This window comes from Vibrio mediterranei (genome assembly GCF_900088415.1).
GTDB lineage: Bacteria > Pseudomonadota > Gammaproteobacteria > Enterobacterales > Vibrionaceae > Vibrio > Vibrio mediterranei.
Map to the genome: position 1 here is coordinate 575223 of NZ_FLLQ01000001.1, position 25429 is coordinate 600651.

A 25429-nucleotide genomic window follows, 5' to 3' on the forward strand; every position below is an offset into this window, starting at 1 on the left:
ATTCCCTATTCTGCTTGTTCTAATACGCTGGCGACGGTGTCTTCGTCCGAGACTAACCCGTTGATCAATCCGCCTCTCAATGCCGCTAACATGGCAGACACTTTAGAGCGAGTTGCGGCTACACCGAAACTGTGTTCGATGCTATCGAGTTCTTGAAGATTGAGGCCGATAAGTTTTTGGTTGATGTGTTCTGCGCATTTATCGCCTTGTGCATCATAAAGATGGGCCAGTACTTCCCCTTTACATTGGGCGCTGATCAGCGTTTCAGTTTCATGGCCACTTAACGAGCGCAGGTCATAGTAGCTGTCACTTTCACTGGCGACGGAACCAATACCCACCAAGGCAATATCTGCGTTTCGAGCCAAGTCGAGAACGTCTTTAATGCTACGCATCTCCATCAAGATGTTGCGCTGTTCGTCGGTATCTACAAAAAGCGGTGCGTGGAGTTGGGTACTTGTTCCACCCAGCTTTTCTGCCAATTTGCTTGCTAGGTAGTTCACGTCTGTGAAGTGGTGCCCCTGGATACCCCCTGTAGCCGGAACCACTCTCACATTCGGAAAGTGCATGGGTTTTAGCTGCTCAACAATCTGCGCCATGGTTTTGCCCGCACTGATGCAAATAATGCTGTCTGGCTTGATGGTTTCTATAAGTAGTTCACCTGCTGCCTGTGCCACTTGGCGAGTAACGACTTCGTAATCCTGGCTGAGACTTGGCTGAATCACCGCAGTTTTCAAGCCAAATTTTTCCAACAAGCGTTGTTCTAATGTATGCGTTCTTTCTTGTGGAAGCTTTAAGGTAATCTCAACTAGACCATCATCATGCGCTTGCTTAATGACACGATTCACTTTCGCTGTGGACAACCCAAGTTGCTTAGCAATATCCGACTGGCTGCGATTTTCCATGTATCGCAACGTTAAGATCTTTGCTGTCTGTCTCAATATGTCGTCACGTTCGTTCATCGTCATATCTCTACCTTTATTACTGCTTTCTGCCTTTATATAGGCTTCACATTTCGTTAACACTTAATAGCTTTTTATCTTGGCAATCTTGGTTAACAAGGTGTGAAATTTATTTCATCTGAGTAAAAAGTAATCATAGAAAAAGACTTTTACAAGTTAAAATGATACCAATCGTATCGTTTTGACCATTTAAGTGCGTTAGATCACAAATAATGACCAAAGTGATACGTATTGTATCGATATAGCATTGACCGGCTACATTTTGTTCACTACCTTTTAACACGTGAAATATATTTCACCTGTCTGAAAGATAATTCACATCATCTAGAACAACGTGTTGTGCTGCTTTTGGCTTAATAAGAACCAAGCTGGTTTATAGAGACGAAGCAGATGTTGCTCCAAAGACGACGAGTGAATAGCAAATACAAATGGAGAAAATTATGAAGTCAGTGACTTTGAAAAAGATATTTAATAAAGGACTTATCGCTACGAGTATTATTGTCGCTTCAAGCCTAGCTGCCACAACACATGCAAACGAACGAATCGCGTTTTTCGTTTCTGATTTGTCTAATGTATTCCACCAATCTCAAGCGACGGAAGCAAAGCGCTACGCAAAAGAGAAGTACGGTGCTGAAGTGGTTATCTTCGATGGTAAAGCCGATTCAGCGGTAATGACGCAAAACGTTGACCAAGTAGCAGCAGGTGCATTTGATGGTGCTTCACTTCATATTTGGGATGGCGAAGCGGCGACACCGGGTGTTGAAGAAGCATTAGAAGAGAACATCGCTATGACGTCTTTCTTTAGCCCAATCACTGATACCGGCATTCCAACGGCTCGAAGTGATGAAGCGACAGTTTCTTTCGATATGGGCGCACAAATGGCAAAAGCATGGAAAGAAGCGAATCCTGACAAGCCAATCGTCATGGTTCAACTCGGTTGGCCAAACCATACCGAGGTAAGTTCTGGTCGAACTAACCCATTTGCAGAAGGTGTGCTTTCGGTTGATCCAACAGCGAAAAACCTAGGCGCTCTTGATGCTAGCGGCGGTCAAGAAGCCGCGAAACAGATCATCGTTGACCTTCTTACTCAGCAACCAGAAGTTAACTTAATTTATTCCGAAGCCTCTAACTTAACCGTCGGCACAATGGCAGGTCTTAACCAGCTAGGTCGCGGCAAGTTCAAAGATGGCAAACCGGTGACAGAGATCGTCGCCAGTGTTGACTTTGACTCGGTCGAATTTGGTCAAATTTATGACCCTGAATCAAGCCTAAAAGTCTCTATGGGTCTTCCACCAATTGAAACCGCACGTGGTCGTATCGACTTGGTTATGGACGTGATCAATAAGAAAGTCGCACCGACAAAAGATCAAGCAGAAGAGTTCTTCTACAAGGCTTACACCATCTCTTACTGGTCAATGCCGAAACCTGATGCAGAGCAATGGCTAGACGCTCAGTTCAGCAACTAACCTAGGCTTAAGGTCGGCGGCTAGACCGCCGACCTTATATGTTACTCATTTATTCAAAATCTCAGTGTTAAGGAAAAACTCGCTTCATCTGTCATGTCATCTGTGACCTAGCAGTATCGAAGGTGCAACCACTGAAGGAGAGATCATCTTGAATAGTCACAATTCAACACCTGTATTATCAATTGAAGGGCTGATTAAAGACTACCCCGGTGTTCGGGCAGTTAACGATGTGAGCTTTGCAATTGAACGAAGTACCGTTCACTGCTTGATTGGCGAGAACGGCGCAGGAAAATCCACATTGGTAAAAATGATCACCGGTGCTATTCAGCCTACTCAAGGCGCTATGAAAGTGAACGGTAAGGATTACCGACCTACTGGCACTCAGTCAGCACGTGAATCGGGCATCGCCACTTTATTCCAAGAGCTACACGTCGTTGATGAATTGACTGTACTTGAAAACTTAACGCTGGGTATGGAACAGAGCCGATTTGGCTTTTTAATTAAATCAGATCTAGAGGATCGCGTAATCGAGACCTTAGCGACCATCGAGCCGTCTATCGACCCATATGCTCGCGTCTCGACCTTAGGTGTCGCTCAAAAGCAGATTATTGAAATTGCCCGTGCCGCATCATCTGGCGCGAACGTCATCATTATGGATGAGCCAACAGCTGCGTTGTCGGAAAGAGAAGTCGAAAGACTTTTTACCGTTATTCGTAGGCTACAAGAACAAAGCGTGACGGTTATTTATATCTCTCACAAACTGGATGAGATTTTAACCCTAGGCGACCGCGTCACCGTCATGCGCGATGGCAAACACATCGCAACTAAACCCATGTCTGAAGTCGATGGCCGCGCAGAGCTTATCGATATGATGATTGGTCGCAGCATCATGCACGATTATTCCCCGCGCGACGCCATTACCGATGAAGTGTTCCTGGCGGCGCAGCGCCTTAATAACCACCGCCTCAAAGATGTCTCGTTTGATATCAAAAAAGGCGAAATCGTTGGGTTTTATGGTTTGGTTGGCGCGGGAAAAACAGAAATCGCACGAGCGATATTCGGCGCCGACAAAGTCTCTGGCACAATTCGCCTCAATGGCAAAGATGTGGGTAATTCGCCACGTGAAGCCATTGCAGCAGGTATTGCCCTCGTCCCTGAAGAGCGTCGTACTCAAGGCTTATTTACCAATTTAACCATTCGAGAAAATATCCCAGTGATGAATCTACCAAGAATGTCTGACTTCGGGGTATTCAGAGAAAATGATGAGCTGAATGCGGCGATCGATTACGTCGATAAGCTCTCTATTGCCACCAGCTCAATAGAAAAGCACACAGAGAAACTCTCCGGTGGTAATCAGCAAAAAGTGGTTATCGCTAAATGTCTGTTCTCACAGGCAAAACTTCTTCTACTCGATGAACCCACTCGCGGCGTCGATGTGGGAGCGAAAAAAGAGATATATGACTTGGTGAAAAGCCTCGCCAACGAAGGCAACTCAGTCGCGGTGTTTTCTACAGAACTCGAAGAGATCTTGGGTGTTTGTGACCGAATCTTCTTACTTTATGACGGTTCACTGGTGTCTGAAATCAAGAATGGACCGAACGTCGACACTAACTTTATTTTAAATGCCGCTACGGGTGGCCTTGAGGAGGCAGTATAATGAACACGTCAGTAAAGCCTAATCACTCGCCAGTCGAGTATCGAAGGGTGAGCGACCAAATGTACATCACCTTGTTAGTGGCATTTGTCGCTATCGGACTCTTTCTTGTTGCGTCAGCGTTTGTCCCGAACTTTTTCCAAGTTCAAAACATGCTTAACCTGATTACCAATAACTGGGCAGTAATTTCTCTCGGTGTTGGCGTCTCTTTCTTGTTGATTTCAGGCAACTTTGACCTATCCGTTGGCGGTATTGTTGCGCTTTCAGGCGTGCTATCGGTTTGGTTTGCTCAAGCCATAGGTGGCGGTTCTGCTCTGTCCACAGGTTTAGGATTACCTTATTGGTTAGCCGTGGTCGGCGCTTTAATGGGTGCACTGGCTATCGGTGGTCTAAACGCTCTGTTCGTCGTGAAGTTTCGCATCCCATCAATCATCGTCACGCTGGGTACTATGATGGTGGCGAGAGGTATCGCTCAGGTGATTACTCAAGGTTCGCAACGCAACACCAATTTGCCGGAGGAGTTTGGCTTGCTAGGCAATTTGAAGGTGTTTGGCACCTCAATGCAATTCCCCGTGCTGTTTATGCTCATTCTATTTTTTGTCGCCATTTTTATTGAGCGTAAAACCGTGTTTGGCCGCATCACCTATTGGATTGGCGCCAACCCTGAAGCCGCCAAGCTGTCAGGTATCGACAATTCAAAACACATTACTTACCTCTATCTATTTAGTGCACTAGTAGCCGGCATTGTTGGCATCCTGCTCTCCTCAGAGTTTAAGTCAGGCTTTTCTAATCGTGGTTTACTGATGGAGTTTGACGCATTGGTTATTGCGCTACTTGGCGGTATTGCTATTGCTGGCGGCTTCGGTTCTGTCATTGGCATGTTCTTTGGTGCCATTATCTTGGCGGTGGTAACCTCGGCTGCAACTGGGTTAACCCTCTCACCAGATTGGCAATTCATACTCAAAGCGGTCGCCGTTTTCTTAGCAATTACTGCTCAAACTTGGGCACTGTCCCTTAGAAACAAATAAGGAGGGGAAACGTTATGTCCGATTCAACCAAATCACTTAATTCATCACCAGCCCCAGCATTAGGCGGACAAGTGGCCGAGTTTTTCCGTAACTATTACATCTACTTTGTATTAGCAGCGATTGTTATTTTTCTAAGTAGCGTTAACTTAGATCAATACGCACTGTTTGAGCGCGGAAACTTTCTGTATAAGAAAAACGTCATCAACATTTTACGAGTCTCCGCCCCACTGTTGGTGCTAGCCGGCGCCTTTACCTTGCTAATGGTTTCTGGCTACATCGACTTATCCGTTGGGAGCACCATGGGACTCACGGCGGTCATATATGCCCTCCTCGCCATCAATGGTGTTCCAATGTGGGCGGCTTTCTCCATTACCGTGTTTTGTGGTGTATTGCTGGGCGCTTTCAACGGCTTGTTAGTGGTGAAGTTTAATATTACGCCCGTTATTGCCACCTTGATTACCCTGAGTTTATATAAAGGCATCGCACTGCTTCTAGTAGAAGATGGCGTGTCAGCCATCAAGTCCATGGGCGATCTAAAAATGCCAGCATGGTTTAACGACTATGGTCGCGATGCGGTTTTACTTGGTTTGCCAATGGCGTTTTGGGTAGCGGTGGGGGTTACGGCTCTGCTCATCATCCTACAGAACCGCTCTTTACTAGGTAAGTACGCCGCAGCGACGGGTGGTAACCCTACCGCGGCTAAATTATCGGGAATTAAGACTGGGCTAGTCGTCTTCACGCTCTACGCTATTGTCGGTGCAACAGCTGCGCTCGCAGGCATTGCGCGCTCAAGCTTTATGTCGCTTGGTGACCCACTGTCGGGTGACGGTATGGAGTTGACCGCGATTCTTGTGGTGTTAATTGGTGGTACGGCGTTTAGTGGCGGTGAAGGTAAAGTATTGCGTTCATTTGTTGGTGCGCTGATTATCATGACCTTAACGGTTGGGATGCTCACTCTCGTGCCTGCTTATTATCAAACCTTGGTGATTGGCGGTGCGTTATTAGCAGCGGCGGCGTCAAATCACTTGGTAAGCCGAAAGCGTAACGAAAGCTAATATTCATAACAACCTAAAGAGCCAACAAGTGCGCCTAGCCCTGTTGGCTCTTACTTTTTGGGAAGCCTTTCCCTACTTCTAGCTATCTACTTCTACTTCCATTCTTTTACTTCAAATGTCTACTACCCTGATTTTTCGAATAAAATTGTATATGCTTAATGCAAGAAATCGACATCCAACAGGTGAAACATGGACGTTTTACGCATCATTATACTGTTCTCGACAATACTGCTGACAGGCTCATTAAGTGCTGAAGAAAATAGCTATTGGCAATTTGACAGTGATAATGACGGAATCACTATCTACACTCGAGAACACACCGATGGCTTAGTCGAAATCCGAGCGCAAATGTTTACACCAACAACTTATAGCGCCTTCTTAACCTTATTAGAAGATAGTGAAAACGTCCCCAACTGGATAGATAACGCCAGCCATAGCCGAGTGTTAAGGCAAATATCAATCAACGAAAACATTGTTTATACCCAGTTTAAAGCACCGTGGCCAGCGAGAGACCGCGATATGGTTACCTACTCGAAGTATTGGGTCGACGATTATGGTTTCACTATCGAAATTAACGATGCTCCTGAATCTTCATTACCGATACAAGAAGGTTATATTCGAATTACCTCTGTCGATGCGAGTTGGAATCTACAAAAATTGACTAATGGTACGACACTTATCGAATACAAAGCCTATGCTGACCCTGGCGGAATTTTACCCGACTGGTTGATGAATAAACTCTCAACCCAAAGTGCTAGAGCGACGTTCAATAATCTAAGAAATCAGTTACCGAAGTACCAACGCTACTCTCATCCACATCTGAAAGAATGAGTCCAATCAATACATCAATGATCCATCTCTCTTCATCTTTAGTATCAATGTTGTGAATTAATCTTCCCCTTCACTCTCCATCACTGGATCTTTTGTGCTATGATGCGCGCCCTCGCTGGTTGGCGCAGTGAAATAAAAGAAAAACCGCAGTGTTCAAAGCGGTCATTAAGCAAGCGTGAGATAGAATATGAGTTGTGAACTGGTTGTCGTCGTCGATAAATTTGGGAAACCAATCGGTACCGAAGAGAAGCTGGAAGCCCACCGTTTAGGCCTTAAACATCTGGCTTTTTCAGTGCTTATTTATCGTTATAACGCTGGCCAACTTGAGTTCTTACTTCAGAAACGCGCGATCAATAAATATCACAGTGGTGGATTATGGAGTAATACCTGCTGTTCACATCCACGTCCAGATGAAGAGATTATCTCGGCTTCACAACGTCGTCTTGTCGAAGAGCTTGGCATAACGACCCCACTCGAACTCATCGATATTGGTACCGTTAGTTATTGTGCTAAATTCAGCAATGGTTTAACTGAGAATGAACTTGATCACGTGGTTATTGCTGAATCGAACAAGGTCGAGTTCAACCTTAATGCAGACGAAGCAGAACAGTGTGAATGGTGGCCGCAGTCTGATATCGAGCAAGCGATGAAGGCGGAGCCAGCAACCTTCAGTGCATGGTTTCGGTTAGTTCTAGAAAAAACGACTCATCATCTAAGTAATTAGAACGACCATTTGATGTTGGCAAACAGCAGTGTTGAGGGTGTTGCTCCAAACAAACTTCCAGAACTGCCATCAAAACGCTGTAATACGGTAAGTAATTGCCAGTCATCAGATAATGAGTAGCTGTTCGACAAACCAACGAAAAAAGAACCATCTTGATAGTAACTACCAGACATGGTAATTCGCGACAATGGTGTAATGTCGAAACCTAAATCGGCGTAGCCCGTGAATTTAGTAAAGCTCAGAGTTCTCGCGGTGAGAGGTAAAGTTAAATATACCGCCGCATCAATCGCTTGTTGTGGTTCACTAATATAAAGTACCGATGCTCGCCCTATCCAATTGCGTCTTCCACCAAAACTATAGTCAGTCTCAATACTTGATACGATGGTCTTTTCATAAGATTGACCTTGATACTCGGATTTCCATGGGTCAAACCATGTCAACTCCCCTCGAAACCCAGCACCACTAATATCACCGGCAAAACCACCACCTAGAACGTAATCCAAACCTGATCGTCCAGCTAGAACCTGCATGTCCCAACCGTTGTGATTAAATAGATAGCGAGCAGAATATCTCTGTAAATTGCTGTCTTTGTTGGGACTGTAGACAAAGTCTATACTGCTCGCAAATCCAAGTTTGCGGCTGAGCGATATCGCATCGGTTCCTGGTCTTTCTTCATAGTCAAAGTCGTATATCGAGTACGAGTTATACAGATCGTTAGGATTCCAAATGGTGTTCATCGCCCAATTGACTCGATAACGTCCTATTCTTGAGCTCCAGTCATCCCCTTTCCAATCAAAATACAAACGGTCAAACTGACTGTTGATGATCATGTTGTCGTTATCGACCAGGTTTCTTGATAGGTCAAAATATCCGTTGTCCGCCGCAATAATCTCTGAATAGAACGGCGCATTCAAGCTATCGCCAGCGAGTACTCTATTGCGCATGCCTGCATTAAAACGAAATGAGGAAGAGAAGCGATACTCGTAGTTAAATCGCTGATGTATAAGGTGATCTAAAGTATTCTCTCCGTGATCTGGAATGCCTCCTGTCGCCATGTATTTCACATAACCAGTTAGGTCCCAGTTCTTCTCTGGCTGTAACCCCGGTATCTCCGCTTTCACTTCTACCATATAGACAGCTGCGCCAACGATAAAAATGGTGGTGACTAACTTTTTCCACATAACTAGTGTTCGAGCTCCGTGGTAAGCTCAGTATGCAATTTGTCGGACGCCAGTTTGCCATCTTCAAACACAATGACGCGCTTTGCCCTTTTTATCACTCGAGGATCATGGGTGGAAAATATAAATGTCGTTCCTTCCACTTCGTTCAGATGTTGCATTATATCTAAAAGTTCTGCGGTACTTTTGGCGTCTAGGTTTGCTGTCGGTTCGTCCGCCATCACAAATCGTGGTCTTGGCGCTAGAGCACGTGCGACGGCTACACGTTGCTGTTGTCCCCCAGACATTTTTGGTGGCCGTTTATCTTTCTGATTTTCAAGCCCCACTTGGACCAATAACTCACTCGCACGCTGCTGGCACTGCTTCTCTGCTACGCCTTGTAGTTGCATGACAAACTCGACATTCTCTTGAGCAGTCAAGACAGGTAATAAACTATAGTCCTGGAAGATAAACCCGATGTTGTCACGGCGAAATGCAATGAGTTGTTTCTCAGATAGCTCACAAATGTTGCTTTCCTCAATCCATACTTCTCCAGATGTAGGGGTATCAATGCCCCCTAACATATTGAGGATAGTAGTTTTTCCTGATCCCGAAGGTCCCATAATGGCAACAAACTCTCCCTGCTCAATCGTCAAAGATAAGTCTTGAACCGCATGCACCGGAAATTCACTTTTTGGGTTATAGATTTTATTAAGCTGCTTAATCTCTATGGTCATCTCAATTCACTTACCTTTTGATTATTTCTTATCAGACATGGCTTCAACGGGCTTCTGTTTAAGGATTTGTCGTGCAGGATAGAGCGCAGCCACTATAGAGGCGATAAACACGGTAACAAATACCATCAGGTATTGTTCATTGGAGACCGTTGGGAACAGTAACGTATCTACACCATAAGCACCTAACCCTTGCGCCATAGAGCCAAGTGACAACCCCGTGTGACCTAAAATAGCAATAAGTGCTTTGCTAAATACAATACCTAGAATGGCACCTAAGCTACCTAGTAACACAGTTTCTAGCATCACCAACATAAAAATTTTGTGCTTTTGCATTCCCACGGCCATTAAAACGCCAAATTCTTGAGTACGTTCAAAAACCGACATCAACATGATATTGACGATACCAAACGCCATCGCCACAACAAAAACCGTCAACATCACTTGATTACTGATTTTCATCGTATTAATCATGGTTGCCAATAGCGGTTGCAATTGATACCAACCTTGTACCACGTTACCACTTGGAATAAGCGACTGCAGGTCTGAGACAACATGTCGTACTTGCTCCTCACTGTTAGCGTTGGCCTTTGCGGTTACTTGGACGGCATACTCATGAACTCCATTAAGTTTTGCCAGAGATTGGATGTCAGACTTTCGGACTAAGACGTGACCATCATCGTAAGCAGATGATGGCGTTTTAAAGATACCGCGAACTCGGAATGCGGCTCCCGTTACCTCTCCTTCAGGGTCGGTAAACGTAATCACCACCTTAGAGCCCACGCGAAGCTTTAGACGCTGCGCATTTTTGGCCGACACTAATATCGGATTGCGACCTTTTTCATCAAGCCACTCCCCATCAACGAGACGTTCCGCAATTGGTGCAAAGTCAAGTTCATTGGCCGAGTCTATGCCCAATACCGTTACACCACGGGTGCTGCGAGCTGATGCCATCATGCCATCCACAACGAACCTAGATACCCACTGATTGATATTCGAGTTTGCCTCAAGTGCAGCTTCAATTTGCTTATCACCAATTACTGTGTCTTTAATATCAGGATTCTCATCGAACCTTTGATTATGGATCTGTAAATGACTGGTTTGCCAAGCAATAGCATTATGGACCATGTTGTCAGTCATACCATTCATGAATCCCATCATGGCAACCACCCCCACCAGTCCGAATACCATAGCGCCCGCCATGATCCCGGTGCGAATTTTGTTGCGCCATAGATTACGCCACGCCAATTTAATGAGCATGTGATCCCCCTTTTAGCGCAGAAACCAGATTGAGACGATAGAGACGCCAACTTGGGTAGACTAGACACAATAATAAGATGAACGTGACAGCCACGGCTTGGGTCATAAATAACGAAGGATCGAGGTGAACCGGAAGAATCGGCTCAAAGCCGGCTTCAAGCATCATTTGAGCGGCATCACCTGTTATCTCGATAGGATTTAAGAAGAAATAACCCAGAACTGGCATGGTCAATAGCGTACCGATAACAATACCTAAAAGACAAATGAACGCCGATTCAATGAATAACAATCCCAGTAGTTGACGTCGCACCATACCCGTTGCAAGCATGACGCCAAACTCTCGCTGCCGTTCCAATGTCATCATCATGACAGTCGCAAACAAACCAAAACCAACAATGCCATATAAGATGTAAATTAAGAAAATTCCACCTGCACGATCCAAGGCAATTTGTTGCGCCATTTCAGGGGATAGGTCTTGCCAATCCCTAACTTTCAATTGATCCTGATAATGATCTTTAAGCTTTGTTTCGACAGTTGCAACGTCATCAAGGGAGTCGGTGTGCAATACCCAAGAAGTGACTTGATCACCAGTACTGTATAGCTCTTGTGTAAGCTTGATCGGCATATAAACCATTTGGTTATCCAGTGCTTTCACTGGGAAATGAAGCAATCCATTTACAGTGTAAAGCCCCGCAGCAGTGTGTCCTCTGTAACCTTGCCCGTAGAGTATTATTTCATCACCTACGTTCAGTTTTAAGTACGAGGCTAGTCCTTCACCCAATAAAACACCGTTACTGTCAGAATCGATAAAATTCCCAGAACTGACTTTACTACTAATATGTGAATAGCGATCTTCTGCTTCTGGATCCACGCCCAAAACCAACACACCCTTAGAGCGGTCATCGGCCGCAGCCAATGCTACAGACTCAAGTCTCGGCAAAATATAGCTAACACTGTTCATGTTCTTTAGATAAGGAAACTGCTCCAGGTCACCCGATATCACATCATCGATACTATTGCTTTCGGCATATTCTGGGTGCTGTAATTGAATGAGACCGGTATAAAAGCGTGCCGCGTTATCTATGTTGGCGTTGTAGCTTCCTTCTTGAAAGCTACGAGTTAACAGAGACAAAAAAAGGGCTAATGCCAGTGCCGATGCAGTTAGCAAGGTTCGGCGTTTTTGTCGCCACAGATTTCGCCAAGCCAGTTTTAATAACATGATGAACGCTCACTCCTTGTTTTCATGTAGGCGCTAGTCGCGTAACGCTTTCATTTGGCTTTGAGAGAAGAAGCTGTCTTCAATAGCAAAATTAAACTGTGCTTGATGAGTGATCATTTCTGTCTTCTGTCCGGGTTTATCAGCTGGAATCATCTCCATACGTGTTGCCACTTTACGTCCACCTAATTCCTTGATGTCAAAGGTTTGCATTGTATTTACCTTCTCATCAAACTCATCATAGAACTCCGCTTTACGTTGTAAGAAGGTCTCTTTTGAAATCCACAGTCTTACCTTACTCCAAACTACTGGCGCATCCGGCTTAGCATACGCGTCAATGACCCAAGTTTGCTCACCATCGAAACTCTCTTCTTTCACTAACTCATGTGTGTAATCAACCACAATAGAAGACTGGTTTATGAGGTCATCATTGGTAAAGTCCGATCCCATCCATGACTGTCCCAACATAGATGGCGCAATCTTTACCACCCTCTCAATATTCGGTAACCAGTTCCACATTTCCCGTTGACGTTTTAGCGAGGCAGAGCCTTTATCTTTTGCAGGTGCTGTAACCAAAACAAGGGAAAGATCTTGCCCTTTGGTCCAACTCTTCATACTCATTGTTCTCGTCCAATCAGGCCTGATAATACGCATGGTCAGTTCGGTATAGCTTGAGTCGCCTCTCATAGATTGGTCAGATTTGATGACGACATCCGATGGGCTTAATGCCAGGCTCGGTAGGGAAAACAGTAGTAGTAAGGCAGCAATAGCGCGCAATATAAATCTCATTGAGAACACCTGTTCTTATCGGTTTGGAAGACTATATCAATTCTTTAAATATATATTTGTGACACATGACATTTCCATAACTATCGAAGTTAATATTCTGCAATTTGCACCATATTGAGTCAATGCGATATCACTGCTGCTATTCGGGTGCAATTTTCGAATAGACATCACTAAAATGGTGCAAAACTCTATTTAAGGAACTCCATAGCTTTGAATAATCAGTAAGTTACGGTATGGCGTAGATCTTGTAAGGATTAATAGACCCCCATAAAAATTGCACACATTCAGGGAGAAGACGATGCAAGATGTCCTTACGATTGTTCTCGCAGGAGGCATGGGGTCACGGTTAAGCCCTCTAACCGATGACCGCGCTAAACCTGCCGTACCCTTCGGTGGCAAATACCGAATTATCGACTTTACGCTAACCAACTGTTTGCATTCTGGACTACGGCAAATTCTGGTTCTCACCCAATACAAGTCTCACTCCTTACATAAACATATCCGAGACGGTTGGTCGATCTTCAATCCTGAACTAAAAGAATTTATTACCGTCGTACCACCGCAAATGAGAAAAGGCGGCAAATGGAATGAAGGCACTGCCGATGCTATTTATCACAACATGTGGCTCCTCTCACGAAGTGACGCTAAGCACGTAGTTGTGTTGTCAGGCGACCATATCTATCGTATGGATTACGCTGCTATGGTTGAAGAGCACAAACAAACTGGCGCTAAACTTACGGTTGCTTGTATGGACGTTCCGCGAGATGAAGCCAGTGCGTTTGGAGTAATGGCGACCAATGCTGAGTTGCAAGTAACAGCATTTGCTGAAAAGCCAGCAGATCCAGCGGCCATGCCGACAGACCCTCGTCGTTCCCTTGTCTCTATGGGCATCTATGTATTTGATATGGAAACACTTCAGCAAGCTCTAGAAGATGACGCTGAACTGGATAGTTCAAGTCACGATTTCGGAAAGGATATCATTCCTAAGTTGATAGACTCACAAGGTGTTTATGCTTACAACTTCGGCCAAGATAAAGGCCGCGTGGCACGAGATTGCTACTGGCGAGATGTCGGCACTATTGATTCGTTCTATGAGGCGAATATGGACTTACTAGAGCCTGTTCCACCAATGAATTTATATCAAGAAAACTGGGGAATACGGACATATGAACCTCAGTTGCCTCCAGCACGCACTGTCCCTTCTGCGACTGGGAACGAAGGCATATTTATTAACTCGATTATCGCCAACGGTGTGGTCAATTCTGGTGGTTCAGTCCACCACTCCATTCTGTCATCCAACGTAAGAATCAATGATGGTGCGACCATTGCTGACAGTATTTTGTTTGGAGAGGTTACCGTCGGTGAAAACTGTCAATTAGCAAACTGTATTGTCGACAAGCACGTTGTCATTCCTGCCGGTACAGTGATTGGCCTAAACCCATCACAAGACGCGGAGCGTTTTCATATCTCAGAGAAAGGTATTGTTGTTGTACCGGAAGGCTATGTATTTGTAGACTAAAACTCTATGACAGAAATTACAAAAGCCGCCAATATAACTTGGCGGCTTTGTTGTTTAGTTGCTATCTATTAGATAACGCAGACTTGTTCCCAACTACCGTCACTTCCTGGCACCGAGTTCGTCCACCATTTCGCTTTGTAAACCACTCCGTTGTGACTCATTTTATCACCACCACTCGCGTGGCTAGGGTCACCTTTCCAGTCCGTTTGAGGGAAATTTGGATAAGTATTTACTCCGGTGGTATTACACGTTCCAGAGTTACCATCTCCATCTCCATCGCCACCGCCATTATTCCCACCACCAGCGTTCAAGTCAGCAAGAGGAAGATCAGGCTGTTCGAACTTAAATGCATAGTCGACACCATTAACATTGACCGCATAATTAGCAGGACCTGAGATAGGTAGGTAGTACACCATATCCAGTTCATAGATCGCCCCAGCAGCTAAACTCTTCCAGCTTGGTAGCGTAAAGGCGACGCGATGCATTGGTCCGTCTAGACCACCGATATTATTCGCTCTAGTATGACCAGAAGCGATAACTTTTAGTCCACCGCCAGACTGGTCTTTAGCGTTGTCCGGTGCCGATACTGGAATATCAAATTGAAACTCAGTGCCACCTGGAATGTCGGTGCCTGTATTGTTGGTGAAAGTGATTTTAGGATTGATTGGGTAATTTTGGTCACCTACTTTGAAACCATCGATAGAAACAGCAATATCAACAGCCTCAGTTGGTATCGCTCCCGTAGCAACTTTATTGCCATACGGGCTAGCACTCAAGAATTTGTCGTACATGGCTTTGGTCATGCTATTACCCATATGATATTCACCATTACCAGTTGCACATGCTTGTTCCGTAAGATCAACCGCTCCACGATTACCATTAGCGTCTAGTACATAACAGTTGTAGTCACCCGCAAGTTCCCAAAACATGATGCCACCAATTTCTTTATCAATAACGTATTGCGCTTTTACATCAATAGATTCTACATCTTCAGTAGAAAGGAAAACGTTCTTTTCTGCATTCCACAACCAAGGTGCGACGGCAACGCTGTCATAGTTACGAGTGTAGGTTCCTACAAACTTATCGCTTGGGTCGTTTACAGGATCTAAACCATAGGCTTGTGCATAGGAGCCCCAGATACCCTTTTCTAAGTTCTTCGCATGCCACATAGGGTTAGAACCTGCGCCCATTTCATTGCCGTTAACGTCCTTATCATGCCACATATTGTCGATACCTAAAGCACCGTATCCACAGTTGTTTTTCTCTCCTTCTCCCGTTCCCGCTGGGCATTCAGATTGATTCGGAAGTGGTGCACGTCCCCATAGGCCGTTGTTGCCACCAGAAACGTTTTGCCATCCTCGGGTATAGTACGGAACACCAATGTTGATTCGACCAGCAGGCATGGAACCACGGAAATAATGATAAGCCCAATCAGTGTTTAAGTACCCGATGCCACCATAAGCTGCTGTTCCATAGACATTCCATTGTGCCAGTTCAGAGTCTTCACCTGTGTCATAAAGGGCTGCGTTATGGCCTACATGGTCATTCCAGGCTCCGTGGAGGTCGTAGGACATAATATTCACATAATCAAGATATTGGGTCACTGACATGGTTTCCATACCACGCAGTAAGTAGCCTGAGGAAGGTGCCGCAATCGTCAACATATAATGCACACCATCTTGAGCACTGACCGCGTCCAGTTTCTCACGCAGTACTTTCATCAACACTTCATAAGACTTCCAAAGATGCGCTCTTCGGCTTTCTGCAAACGCTTTGTCATCTGGGTTACCCGCGCCTGCCATTGAGGTAGGATATTCATAGTCAATATCCAAACCATCAAACTGATACGTTCTCATCATTTCAACGGCTGAAGTAGCAAAGGTTTCAATTCCTTGATGATTAATCGAGCCATCAGCATTAGTAGTCATAGTATAGAAACCACCGTCAGCAACTCGTGTACCGTCGGTAGCGAAATGACCACCGGTCTCAGCCCAACCTCCTATAGAGATCAGGGTTTTTACACCATGTTTCTTTTTCGCTGTCGCTAACGCCCCAAAATGGCCTTTAAAGCCAAGCGCAGGGTCAACTTCCACACCAGGCCATTCCTGACCTACAGCTACATTATTCGGATCATTAACGTCGCCAATATTAACTTTGCCATCTGAGCCTATACTGACGAACGCGTAGTTGATATGAGTTAATTGGTCCCAAGGAATATCTTTAACTAAGTAGGCAGCCTGAGGATCACTCCCTGAACGCCAACTCGTAAAGTAACCAATTACTCGACGTGGGTGGTCTGCCCCCATCAACTCTCTCCCCTCTGCATCATAAATAGTGCAATAAGGTACCGTTATGCCTGGTGTCTGATATAAGCCATCTGGACGACAGTCCGTTTGTGATGTGTTCGCTTGGGCATTATTACCATATAGTGAAGCAGCACAAACCAGTGCTAATAAGCTTAGAGAACCTACCTTCAATGTAGGTGTGAGCTTTCTAGTATGTTCCATTACGAATCCTTTCTTAACTAGTAGAAAATTTCACAATGATGCAATGAATCATAAGGACTACGACTTTTTTGTGAATTTACAATTCAATTACATCTCAGAAACACACTTTAGATACGACAAAAATAAAGTGTAACTTTTGAGCCGTTATTGAGAATTCTATTGATGGTTTTTAAGAAATGTCTCGCAATTAATTGCTGTTACACTGAAATGACGGGACACTTATTTTGCGTCAAGAATACAGATTAATAATGATTCGATAGGTTAAATAACAGAGTTTTATATTTCTTCCCAATACCACCGAAGTTAATTAAATAATGAATCGATCTTGCGTCAGTTTAATATGTTAAATACTTCGCTAACATACTAATTAAATGGAGAAAAATTTGCAGATCCATCCTATACTGGCTCAATAACTATCAATGACAAGGAATTGATCATGAAAGTACGTTCGTTATTAGCTGTCGCCATTTCTTCTGTCTTACTATTGGGCTGTGGCGCCAATACTACACAAGGGGCTGCAGAAGGCGCGGCAGTTGGTGCGGTCTCTGCTGGTATGTTGGGGGCACTTACCGATCTAATCGTTGATGGCGAAGTAGACACCTACCGATTGAGTCGAAATGTTACGGCAGGGGCTCTAGCTGGCGGTACTGCCGGAGCCGTAGATGGATATGCTAAAGACCAACAACAAGAAGCACAACAGCAGAAAGCACCTGCACCCGCTAAGCCCTCGTTAGATTTTGGTCCCGATATCGATGCTTCGGTGAACGCATTAATTTCCTGTCAACACGATAAGGCATACCGCTCAGCACTTGCTGCCGAGAATGCATCTCAAGAATCTTATAAGGAAGCAGGAGTCGCTATGCAGGCTCTGATCGACTTTGACCGTGATAACACTGAGGGCGTTGATCGAGCGGTGAGCAAATTCGTTAAGATGAGTTCATCCATCAACGATCCTGCCGTCGCACAAACCCAGTTAGAAGCATTCCATAAAGAACTACAGCAAGAACGAGAGATTGCTGGCCTATCTCCTAATTGCTCTTAACTGCGCATTAATTCGTCCATCATTACAGATAGATCAGGTTTAACACTTGAAGCCTGATCTATTTGCCCCAAACATAAGTAGCATAAATGCAATGCACCCTCTCCATAATTAAGGTGCATTTACTACATTGGAATGTGAGGCAATACCATGAAATTTAGCTACGTAAATCCTACAGTAATTCATTTCGGCCAAGGCCAAATTGCACAGATCTCTTCTAGCATACCAACGTCCTCCAAAGTACTCGTTGTCTATGGCGGCGGCTCCATTAAAAGCAACGGAGTTTACGATCAAGTCGTTGAAGCTTTGCAAAATCACACATGGTTAGAGTTCTCAGGCGTAGAAGCCAACCCTACTAAAGAGACCTTAGACAAGGCTATCGAACTGGTTAAATCTGAAGGCGTTGATTATTTGCTCGCAGTGGGTGGTGGTTCTGTTATTGATGGAACTAAGTACATCGCCGCAGCGTCATTACACGATGGCGACAGCTGGGACTTAATTACAGGCCAATATAAACCCGAAACTGCTGTGCCTATCGGAGTAATACTGACGTTACCAGCAACAGGTTCCGAGTCAAACATGGGGGCGGTTGTCACCAAGAAGTCGACTCATGAAAAGCTGGGCTTCATGACACCACTAGTTCGTCCTCAGTTCGCAGTACTTGATCCGGATGCAATGAAGACACTGCCAGAGCGTCAACTTATTAATGGGCTTGTTGATGCATGGGTTCACGTTTGTGAGCAATACATCACTACTCAGACAGGCAATATGGTTCAAGAAGGGTATGCCGAAGTGCTGCTACGTAACCTGCTTCAACTTGGGGCTAAGTTTGAGCAACGTGACGATTCGTGGCGTGAAAACTTAATGTGGACAGCTAACCAAGCACTCAACGGGTTAATTGGTACAGGGATGCCTCAAGACTGGGCTACTCATATGATCGGCCACGAACTGACCGCTCTTTGGAATGTCGACCACGCTCGCTCACTGGCGATTATTCAACCATCACTGCTACGCAGTCAGATGACTTTCAAGCGTGGAAAGATTGAGCAGATGGGACGCAACGTCTTCCAATTAGAAGATAGCGATGATCTAGCGGAGCGCACCATCAGTGCAATTGAAGCTTTCTATGCCAGCCTAAATGTTGATGCTCAACTATCCGAAGTAAGCGGTGACAAGTCTGATGCAGTAGAGGCAGTCTTAGCGAAGCTTGAGCAAAATGGCTATGTTAAGTTAGGTGAGAATCAAGCAATTACCCTAGACGTCAGCCGAGAAATTCTCACTAACGCGCTGTAAATTCTCAGTAGAACGCTGTAATTGAAACACATACCAATAAGATCAAAAAAGCACCTGCCAAATGCGAGGTGCTTTTTTTATTTTGTCGTGAACAGCCTACAATACTGACTTTACACTGTTTCTCACCACTAGGGTTGGCTCTAACTGTACTACGTCAGGAACCTCTGTCGTTTTATCTATTTTGGCTAACAAGGTTTCAACTGCAGCTTTACCCAACCGATATTTAGGCTGGTGAATCGTTGTTAAAGCAGGCGTCATGTATTTTGCTATGTGAATATCATCATAGCCGATTATAGACAGCTCTTCGGGCACCTTTACGCCTTTGTCATGAGCGATATTTATGGCGCCCATCGCCATCATGTCATTGCACACAAATATCGAACTCGGTAATGCACCACGAGACATTAATATCTCTAGAGACTTAGCTCCACCATCACATTCAAAATCTGACTCAATAATCCAGTCGGGATTTAGTAGCAGCAAATGTTCTTTTAGGGCTTTTTTGTAGCCCTCGTAACGCATCAAAGCCTGATGGCGATTCAATGGTCCAGTGATACAACCGATTTCCCTATGCCCACATTCGATCAAGTGCTTAGTCGCTAGATAACCTCCTAGATAAGAGTTATCTTGAATTTTGTCACTTTCAAAATGGATAGGCCCCCAATCCATCACTACCACCGGTATCGTTGGATACTGGTCGAAGATATCCAGTTTCTCACCTTCTAGTGTCGAACACATAAGAATCAGCCCATCAACACGCTTTTGCAGAAGCGTATCGATAGATGCTCTCATGCGCTCAGTATCCCCTTCTGTATTGCACAGAATAAGGTTGTAGTTTTGATGATAACAGCTACGTTCTACCCCTTTTACCACCTCACCAAAAAACGGGTTGGTTGAGGTTGTCACTAACATTCCAATTGTTCGTGTACGGTTCATTTTTAAGCTACGAGCTAGTGCTGAGGGGGCATAGTTCAGCTCTTTCGCTGCGCTATTCACACGCTCCGAAATCTCTTCACTCACAAACCGAGTTTTATTGATGACATGACTCACTGTCGATGTGGATACGCCAGCCAGTCTTGCTATGTCCTTCATCGTTGCCATTGGGCAATGCTCTCCGCTACTGCTTATCCATTGTAGTCGCCTAATATCAGCGCCTTATTTTAAGCTTTTTGCTCTAAAAACTCTTTTACTTCATCTAGCGAAGGAATGGAAGTCTGAGCACCAAATCGAGTCACCGAAATAGCGGCAGCAGCATGAGCAAAAACGATCGCCTCTTCAATCGATTTTCCTTCAATTAAACCAGTAACCAACGCGCCATTAAATGTATCACCCGCAGCCGTGGTGTCCGTAGCATCTACTTTAAAGCCAGGGATACGTTCTCCACGACCATTTTGACTTAACCATACACCTTTTGAACCTAGCGTAATCATGACAATTTCAATGCCTTTACGGTGAAGTTCATTCGCTGCTTCTTGTGCTGACTCATCGTCAGTGACTGTAATACCAGTAAGTACTTCCGCTTCTGTTTCGTTTGGCGTGATCACATCAACACACTCAAGCAGAGAGTCTGGTAACGCCATCGCTGGTGCGGGATTTAGGACTACGTTAGTTTTCGATTGTTTTGCCAGTTTTGCCGCATACTCTATACCTTCAATAGGAGTCTCAAGCTGTGTCAGCAAATATTTTGCGTTTTCAATCATCGCCCTATGTGGTTCAACGCGAGCAGTAGTTAACTTTGCGTTCGCTTCTGCAGAAATACAAATACTATTCTCACCGCTTTCTGCCACTTGTATCATCGCGATACCTGTTGGGGTTCCTGGCTCCAATTGCACACCCGCGATATTGATACCATCAGCTTTGAATGCTTCGCGAATGTTAATGCCAAACGCATCATCGCCTACACAGGCAATAAAACCAGTATCTCCACCAAGGCGCGCCGCGGCTACAGCTTGGTTTGCACCTTTACCACCTGGAATCACTTGGTAATTCGTACCGTGCAAGGTTTCACCCGGTCTAGGGAAAGAAGGAACTTGCAGCACATGATCTGCATTCACACTACCCAATACGATGAGTTTATTCATACATTGTTCCTTTTTACTCAAATAAATTAACTTGGGGTTGCCTTGATATGACAGGCCGAAATTAACTTGGACGAGACAGGCTTGCTTCATTCAAAGCTCTCCTTTTGTTAAAGGAGAGCTTTACTATCCTCAAGAGAGGGAGTCTGGTGATTATTCAGTCACTACTTTAAGTGGTACAGGAATGTACTCTTCGACTTTTTCGCCTTTCAGTACTTTATCTGCTGTTTCAACACCTAATGCACCGATCATGTCAGGTTGCTGAGCGATAGTTGCAGCAAGTTTGCCACGTTTAACCGCTGCCATACCGTCTTCAGTGCCATCAAAGCCAACAATCATCACGTCTTTACCAGCTGCTTCAACCGCACGAAGTGCGCCCAGTGCCATTTCATCGTTCTGTGCGAATACCGCTTGAACATCAGGGTTAGCTGCTAGAAGGTTTTCCATTACGTTCAAACCTTTAGTACGATCAAAGTCTGCAGGTTGGCTAGCAAGGAGCTCCATTTGAGAACCTTTTACTGCGTTCATGAAGCCTTCACCACGTTCGCGAGCTGCCGACGTGCCAGCAATACCTTCAAGTTGGATAACTTTCGCTTTCTCACCTACTTTTTCCATAATGTAGTGACCAGCCATTTCACCACCGACTACGTTATCAGACGCGATATGACTAACTACGTCGCCACGGCTTGCACCACGGTCAAGAGTGAGTACTGGGATATTAGAACGGTTAGCCATACGAATTGCGTTAGACACTGCGTCAGAATCTGTTGGGTTGATCAGAATCGCTTTGACGCCACGAACGGTTAAATCTTCAATGTTTGACAGCTCTTTGCTTGGGTCATTCTGAGAGTCCAAAACGATCAGGTTATAACCCAAATCTTTTGCTTTTGCCTCTGCGCCTTCTTTCATGGTTACGAAGAATGGGTTGTTAAGAGTAGATACAACAATTGCCATCGTGTCCTGTGCCGATGCCGTTGCAGACATCGAAGCAGAAAGTACCGCAGCAGAGATAAGAGTTGCTAGTTTTTTCATCGTTTTAGTCCTTTGTGTAGGGGGCGGCTCAACTTAATGTCGAGCCAGTTATTGTTAAATTGTGTTTACGAGTTATTACTTGTTTTTGTTGTCTACCAGTACTGCCAGCAGAATTACCACTGCTTTAGCAATCATTTGGTAGTAAGAGGAAACATCTAATAGGTTCAGAGCATTGTTTAGGAAGCCAATAATAAGAGCACCGATTAAGGTTCCCATGATTCGTCCTTTACCGCCCATCAAGCTAGTACCACCAAGAACAACGGCAGCGATAGCATCTAACTCATAGCCCATACCTGCCGTAGGTTGTGCTGATGATAAACGGGAAGTGACTATGATGCCTGCTAGTGCTGCTAACAAACCACAGATGGCGTACACACCGATTTTTACTTTGTCGACGTTAATACCAGACAAACGTGTCGCTGATTCATTGCCGCCTAGTGCGTAAACATAACGACCAAATCGTGTATGGTTAAGTAGGTACCATGCTGCAGCAAAAACAATCACCATAATCCAGACTGGTACCGGAATGCCCATAGCGTAGCCTGTACCAAACCATGCGAACGCATCAGCGGTATCAGTGAAGCCAGTTGAAATCGGACGACCATCGGTGTAAACCATAGTGACACCGCGTAACAAGGTCATCGTTACCAATGTTGCTATAAAGGCTTGCACCTTACCTTTCGCGATAATGATGCCACTGATCGCACCCAATGCAGCACCTGCAAGTAAAGCAGTAGGAACGGCAATTAATACTGGCACTTCCATGGCAATCAAACTTGCTGCAAACGCACCGCAAAGAGCTAATACCGAGCCAACACTCAAGTCGATACCCGCCGTCAAAATGACCAAGGTCATACCCACCGCGATAATAGCGTTAACAGAGGTTTGGCGTAGAATATTCAGAATATTGTCTACGGTGAAAAAGTTAGGGTTAAGGAATGACACTACGACAATCAAGAAGATCAAAGCGATCAGCGACTTCTGCTCAATTAACCACTCTTTGTTAAAAAGAGGCTTCTTTTTTTCCGTGTCAACGCTCATTGTTTTGTTGCTCATGCTGCTTCCTCACTTACATTTTTGCCGACAGCGCATGCTAATAGTTTTTCTTGGTCTGCTTCGTGTGCCATAAACTCTCCGCTTATATGCCCTTCATGCATAACCAAAATGCGATCACTCATACCCAATACTTCAGGCATTTCTGATGATACGAGAATGATGCTCATACCATCTGCTTTAAATTTGTTGATAAGCTGATAGATTTCTTTTTTCGCACCGACATCAACGCCACGAGTGGGTTCGTCCAGAATCAGAACTTTTGGTTTGGTCATCAACCCTTTGGCAATAGCTACCTTTTGCTGGTTACCACCCGATAAGTTACCGATGATCTGATCACGAGACGGTGTTTTGATGTTAAAGAGCTTAATGAAGTCCTCTACTGCAATCACTTCCTCACCATGTTGAATCTGGGCACCTTTAGACAACTGTTCGAGGGCACAAAGCGACATGTTCTCTTTAACGGATAAACCGAGTACCAAACCGTCACCCTTACGGTCTTCGGAGATATAAGCGATACCATTTGCCAAGCCATCCTGAGGGCTGCTTGGGTTAATGGTTTTACCGTTGAGTATCACAGAGCCAGACTCTCGCTTGCGAGCACCATAAATAATCTTCATAAGCTCGGTGCGCCCTGCCCCCATAAGCCCGGAGATTCCCAGAATTTCTCCTTGGTCTAAGGTGAAGCTGACATCATTCACGCCTGGACCTGACAGGTTTTGCACTTCTAAGCTTGTTTTACCGTGAACCGCATCAATGCGAGGATATTGTTCGTCTAACTTACGACCAACCATCATTTCAATAAGTAGGTCTTCATCGGTTTCCGCTACAGTGCGTTGACCGATGAACTTGCCATCACGCAATACCGTGATGTCGTCACAAATCTCAAAGATTTCTTTCAAACGGTGTGAAATGTAAACTATGCCGCAACCCTGATCGCGCAGCTCATTAATGACGCTAAATAGCGACTCAGTCTCGGTGTCAGTTAATGCGTCGGTTGGTTCATCCATAATGATGACTTTTGATTCGAACGATAGTGCCTTGGCAATTTCCACCATCTGTTGCTCACCCAGACTCAACTCACCCAATGGTGTTTTGGAGCTGTGCTTTACATTCAAACGAGCCAACAAACGATCGGCTTCGGCATACATCTCAGTCCACAGAATGCGACCAAACGCGTTCGTTTTTTCTCGACCTAGAAAGATGTTTTCCGCAATAGTAAGCTCGGGAATTAGATTTAACTCTTGGTGGATAATACTGATGCCAGCTTGCTGAGAGTCTCTTGGACCTTGGAATGCAGCTTCAGTACCTTGATAGCGCAGATCTCCAGAGTCTTTAGAATAAATACCTGTCAACACTTTCATTAACGTCGATTTACCAGCGCCATTTTCACCTAGCAAAGCCATGACTTTGCCCGGATACACATTCAAACTGGCTTTATCCAAGGCTTTGACCCCTGGGAAAGCTTTTTCAATATCGCTTAATTGTAATATTGGTTGCAGCATGTTAGTTGTCCTGTACTGTCTGTGCTTGCCGGACTAAAAGACGACGCCCGCTTGAAAAATCACGTTAGCATAAGGTGTACATTCACCTGTTCTCACTACCGCTTTTGAATCGTGTGTTCTTACTTTGAACTCTTCATGTGAAACATATGCAACTGAAATCGCTTTACCCGTTGCTTGCTTCTCTTCTTCTATCGTCGTAATCAGTGCGTCATGGAGTTCAGGGCTTACTTGTTTAAATTCCTCTGCAATTATCACACCTTCGATTTGCGCTTCTCCAAGATAAACTTTAACCGTATCCAGGAAGGCGGGAACTCCGTGAGTTAACGCAAGATCGATGCGCTGCACGTGGTCTGCTATAGGTAACCCTGCATCACAAATAGTCACTTCATCTGTGTGACCTAATGTGGACACTAAATAGGAAAGTTCAGAGTTAATTAGAGCACTTTTTTTCATGTCTTATACCTGCTTCATGCGGCTTTATCGAGACTGTATTCTGGATAAATATTTTTTGATAATTCTGTCATCGAAAC

22 protein-coding genes are annotated in these 25429 nt (G+C 44.8%); 9 read left to right on the forward strand and 13 right to left on the reverse strand.

Annotated features, from left to right (window positions below; translation table 11 throughout):
• Positions 1–5: 5 nt before the first annotated feature.
• Positions 6–965 (reverse strand): sugar-binding transcriptional regulator, encoded by a 960-nt coding sequence (locus VME0621_RS02580; protein ID WP_062459276.1) that lies wholly within the window; start codon positions 963–965, stop codon positions 6–8.
• A gap of 434 nt (positions 966–1399) precedes the next feature.
• Here VME0621_RS02580 and VME0621_RS02585 point away from each other — a divergent pair, with 434 nt between their 5' ends.
• From VME0621_RS02585 to idi, 6 genes are all read left to right on the forward strand, one after another.
• The gene (locus tag VME0621_RS02585) at positions 1400–2425 is read left to right on the forward strand and encodes a sugar ABC transporter substrate-binding protein (RefSeq protein ID WP_006070493.1); all 1026 of its coding nucleotides are present in this window, start codon (positions 1400–1402) and stop codon (positions 2423–2425) included.
• Positions 2426–2573: 148 nt separating this feature from the next.
• A complete protein-coding gene (locus tag VME0621_RS02590; RefSeq protein ID WP_062459278.1) occupies positions 2574–4082 on the forward strand; it encodes a sugar ABC transporter ATP-binding protein in 1509 nt (502 codons plus the stop codon).
• Positions 4082–5107 (forward strand): ABC transporter permease, encoded by a 1026-nt coding sequence (locus VME0621_RS02595; RefSeq protein ID WP_088878264.1) that lies wholly within the window; start codon positions 4082–4084, stop codon positions 5105–5107. The genes VME0621_RS02590 and VME0621_RS02595 overlap by 1 nt, the downstream gene beginning before the upstream one ends.
• Before the next feature lie 14 nt (positions 5108–5121).
• On the forward strand, positions 5122–6162 hold the full coding sequence (locus VME0621_RS02600; RefSeq protein WP_062459281.1) for an ABC transporter permease: 1041 nt from the start codon (positions 5122–5124) through the stop codon (positions 6160–6162).
• A gap of 189 nt (positions 6163–6351) precedes the next feature.
• Positions 6352–6993, forward strand: a complete 642-nt coding sequence (locus VME0621_RS02605; RefSeq protein WP_062459284.1) for an START domain-containing protein — start codon at positions 6352–6354, stop codon at positions 6991–6993.
• 187 nt (positions 6994–7180) lie between these two features.
• The gene (gene idi / locus VME0621_RS02610; RefSeq protein ID WP_062459287.1) at positions 7181–7717 is read left to right on the forward strand and encodes an isopentenyl-diphosphate Delta-isomerase; all 537 of its coding nucleotides are present in this window, start codon (positions 7181–7183) and stop codon (positions 7715–7717) included.
• On the opposite strand, the gene VME0621_RS02615 is transcribed toward idi, so the two are convergent.
• From VME0621_RS02615 to VME0621_RS02635, 5 genes are read right to left on the reverse strand one after another with little or no spacing between them, the layout of a single operon-like run.
• Complete coding sequence (locus VME0621_RS02615) at positions 7714–8898, reverse strand: hypothetical protein (protein ID WP_062459289.1); 1185 nt, start codon at positions 8896–8898, stop codon at positions 7714–7716. The genes idi and VME0621_RS02615 overlap by 4 nt on opposite strands.
• A gap of 2 nt (positions 8899–8900) precedes the next feature.
• Complete coding sequence (locus tag VME0621_RS02620; RefSeq protein ID WP_062459292.1) at positions 8901–9611, reverse strand: ABC transporter ATP-binding protein; 711 nt, start codon at positions 9609–9611, stop codon at positions 8901–8903.
• A gap of 21 nt (positions 9612–9632) precedes the next feature.
• Positions 9633–10868: an ABC transporter permease gene (locus VME0621_RS02625; protein ID WP_062459296.1), complete on the reverse strand. Its 1236-nt coding sequence runs from the start codon at positions 10866–10868 to the stop codon at positions 9633–9635.
• Positions 10858–12087: an ABC transporter permease gene (locus VME0621_RS02630; RefSeq protein WP_062459300.1), complete on the reverse strand. Its 1230-nt coding sequence runs from the start codon at positions 12085–12087 to the stop codon at positions 10858–10860. The genes VME0621_RS02625 and VME0621_RS02630 overlap by 11 nt, the downstream gene beginning before the upstream one ends.
• 33 nt (positions 12088–12120) lie before the next feature.
• Entirely contained in the window at positions 12121–12873 is a 753-nt protein-coding gene (locus tag VME0621_RS02635) for an outer membrane lipoprotein-sorting protein (RefSeq protein ID WP_062459303.1), read from the reverse strand.
• Between the two features lie 274 nt (positions 12874–13147).
• Between VME0621_RS02635 and glgC the strand changes: the two genes are divergently transcribed.
• Positions 13148–14392 carry a glucose-1-phosphate adenylyltransferase gene (gene glgC / locus VME0621_RS02640; protein WP_305820605.1) on the forward strand — a complete coding sequence of 415 codons (1245 nt, stop codon included), beginning with the start codon at positions 13148–13150 and terminating at the stop codon, positions 14390–14392.
• A gap of 68 nt (positions 14393–14460) precedes the next feature.
• Here the strand turns inward: glgC and VME0621_RS02645 are convergent, their stop codons facing one another.
• Positions 14461–16899: a chitinase C-terminal domain-containing protein gene (locus VME0621_RS02645; protein ID WP_062459308.1), complete on the reverse strand. Its 2439-nt coding sequence runs from the start codon at positions 16897–16899 to the stop codon at positions 14461–14463.
• A 436-nt stretch (positions 16900–17335) separates the two neighbouring features.
• Here VME0621_RS02645 and VME0621_RS02650 point away from each other — a divergent pair, with 436 nt between their 5' ends.
• Positions 17336–17941, forward strand: a complete 606-nt coding sequence (locus tag VME0621_RS02650; RefSeq protein ID WP_062459311.1) for a hypothetical protein — start codon at positions 17336–17338, stop codon at positions 17939–17941.
• Between the two features lie 147 nt (positions 17942–18088).
• Positions 18089–19231 carry an iron-containing alcohol dehydrogenase gene (locus VME0621_RS02655; protein ID WP_062459313.1) on the forward strand — a complete coding sequence of 381 codons (1143 nt, stop codon included), beginning with the start codon at positions 18089–18091 and terminating at the stop codon, positions 19229–19231.
• A 96-nt stretch (positions 19232–19327) separates the two neighbouring features.
• On the opposite strand, the gene VME0621_RS02660 is transcribed toward VME0621_RS02655, so the two are convergent.
• The 6 genes from VME0621_RS02660 to rbsD all read right to left on the reverse strand — a co-directional run bounded on the left by VME0621_RS02660 (position 19328) and on the right by rbsD (position 25352).
• The gene (locus tag VME0621_RS02660) at positions 19328–20332 is read right to left on the reverse strand and encodes a substrate-binding domain-containing protein (protein ID WP_062459316.1); all 1005 of its coding nucleotides are present in this window, start codon (positions 20330–20332) and stop codon (positions 19328–19330) included.
• A gap of 59 nt (positions 20333–20391) precedes the next feature.
• The gene (gene rbsK, locus VME0621_RS02665; protein WP_062459355.1) at positions 20392–21312 is read right to left on the reverse strand and encodes a ribokinase; all 921 of its coding nucleotides are present in this window, start codon (positions 21310–21312) and stop codon (positions 20392–20394) included.
• 150 nt (positions 21313–21462) lie between these two features.
• Positions 21463–22341 carry a ribose ABC transporter substrate-binding protein RbsB gene (gene rbsB / locus VME0621_RS02670; protein ID WP_006070510.1) on the reverse strand — a complete coding sequence of 293 codons (879 nt, stop codon included), beginning with the start codon at positions 22339–22341 and terminating at the stop codon, positions 21463–21465.
• Between the two features lie 75 nt (positions 22342–22416).
• Complete coding sequence (rbsC, locus tag VME0621_RS02675; protein ID WP_006070511.1) at positions 22417–23397, reverse strand: ribose ABC transporter permease; 981 nt, start codon at positions 23395–23397, stop codon at positions 22417–22419.
• Positions 23394–24899: a ribose ABC transporter ATP-binding protein RbsA gene (gene rbsA, locus VME0621_RS02680; RefSeq protein ID WP_062459318.1), complete on the reverse strand. Its 1506-nt coding sequence runs from the start codon at positions 24897–24899 to the stop codon at positions 23394–23396. The genes rbsC and rbsA overlap by 4 nt, the downstream gene beginning before the upstream one ends.
• A 33-nt stretch (positions 24900–24932) precedes the next feature.
• The gene (rbsD, locus tag VME0621_RS02685) at positions 24933–25352 is read right to left on the reverse strand and encodes a D-ribose pyranase (protein WP_062459320.1); all 420 of its coding nucleotides are present in this window, start codon (positions 25350–25352) and stop codon (positions 24933–24935) included.
• Positions 25353–25429 lie beyond the last annotated feature (77 nt).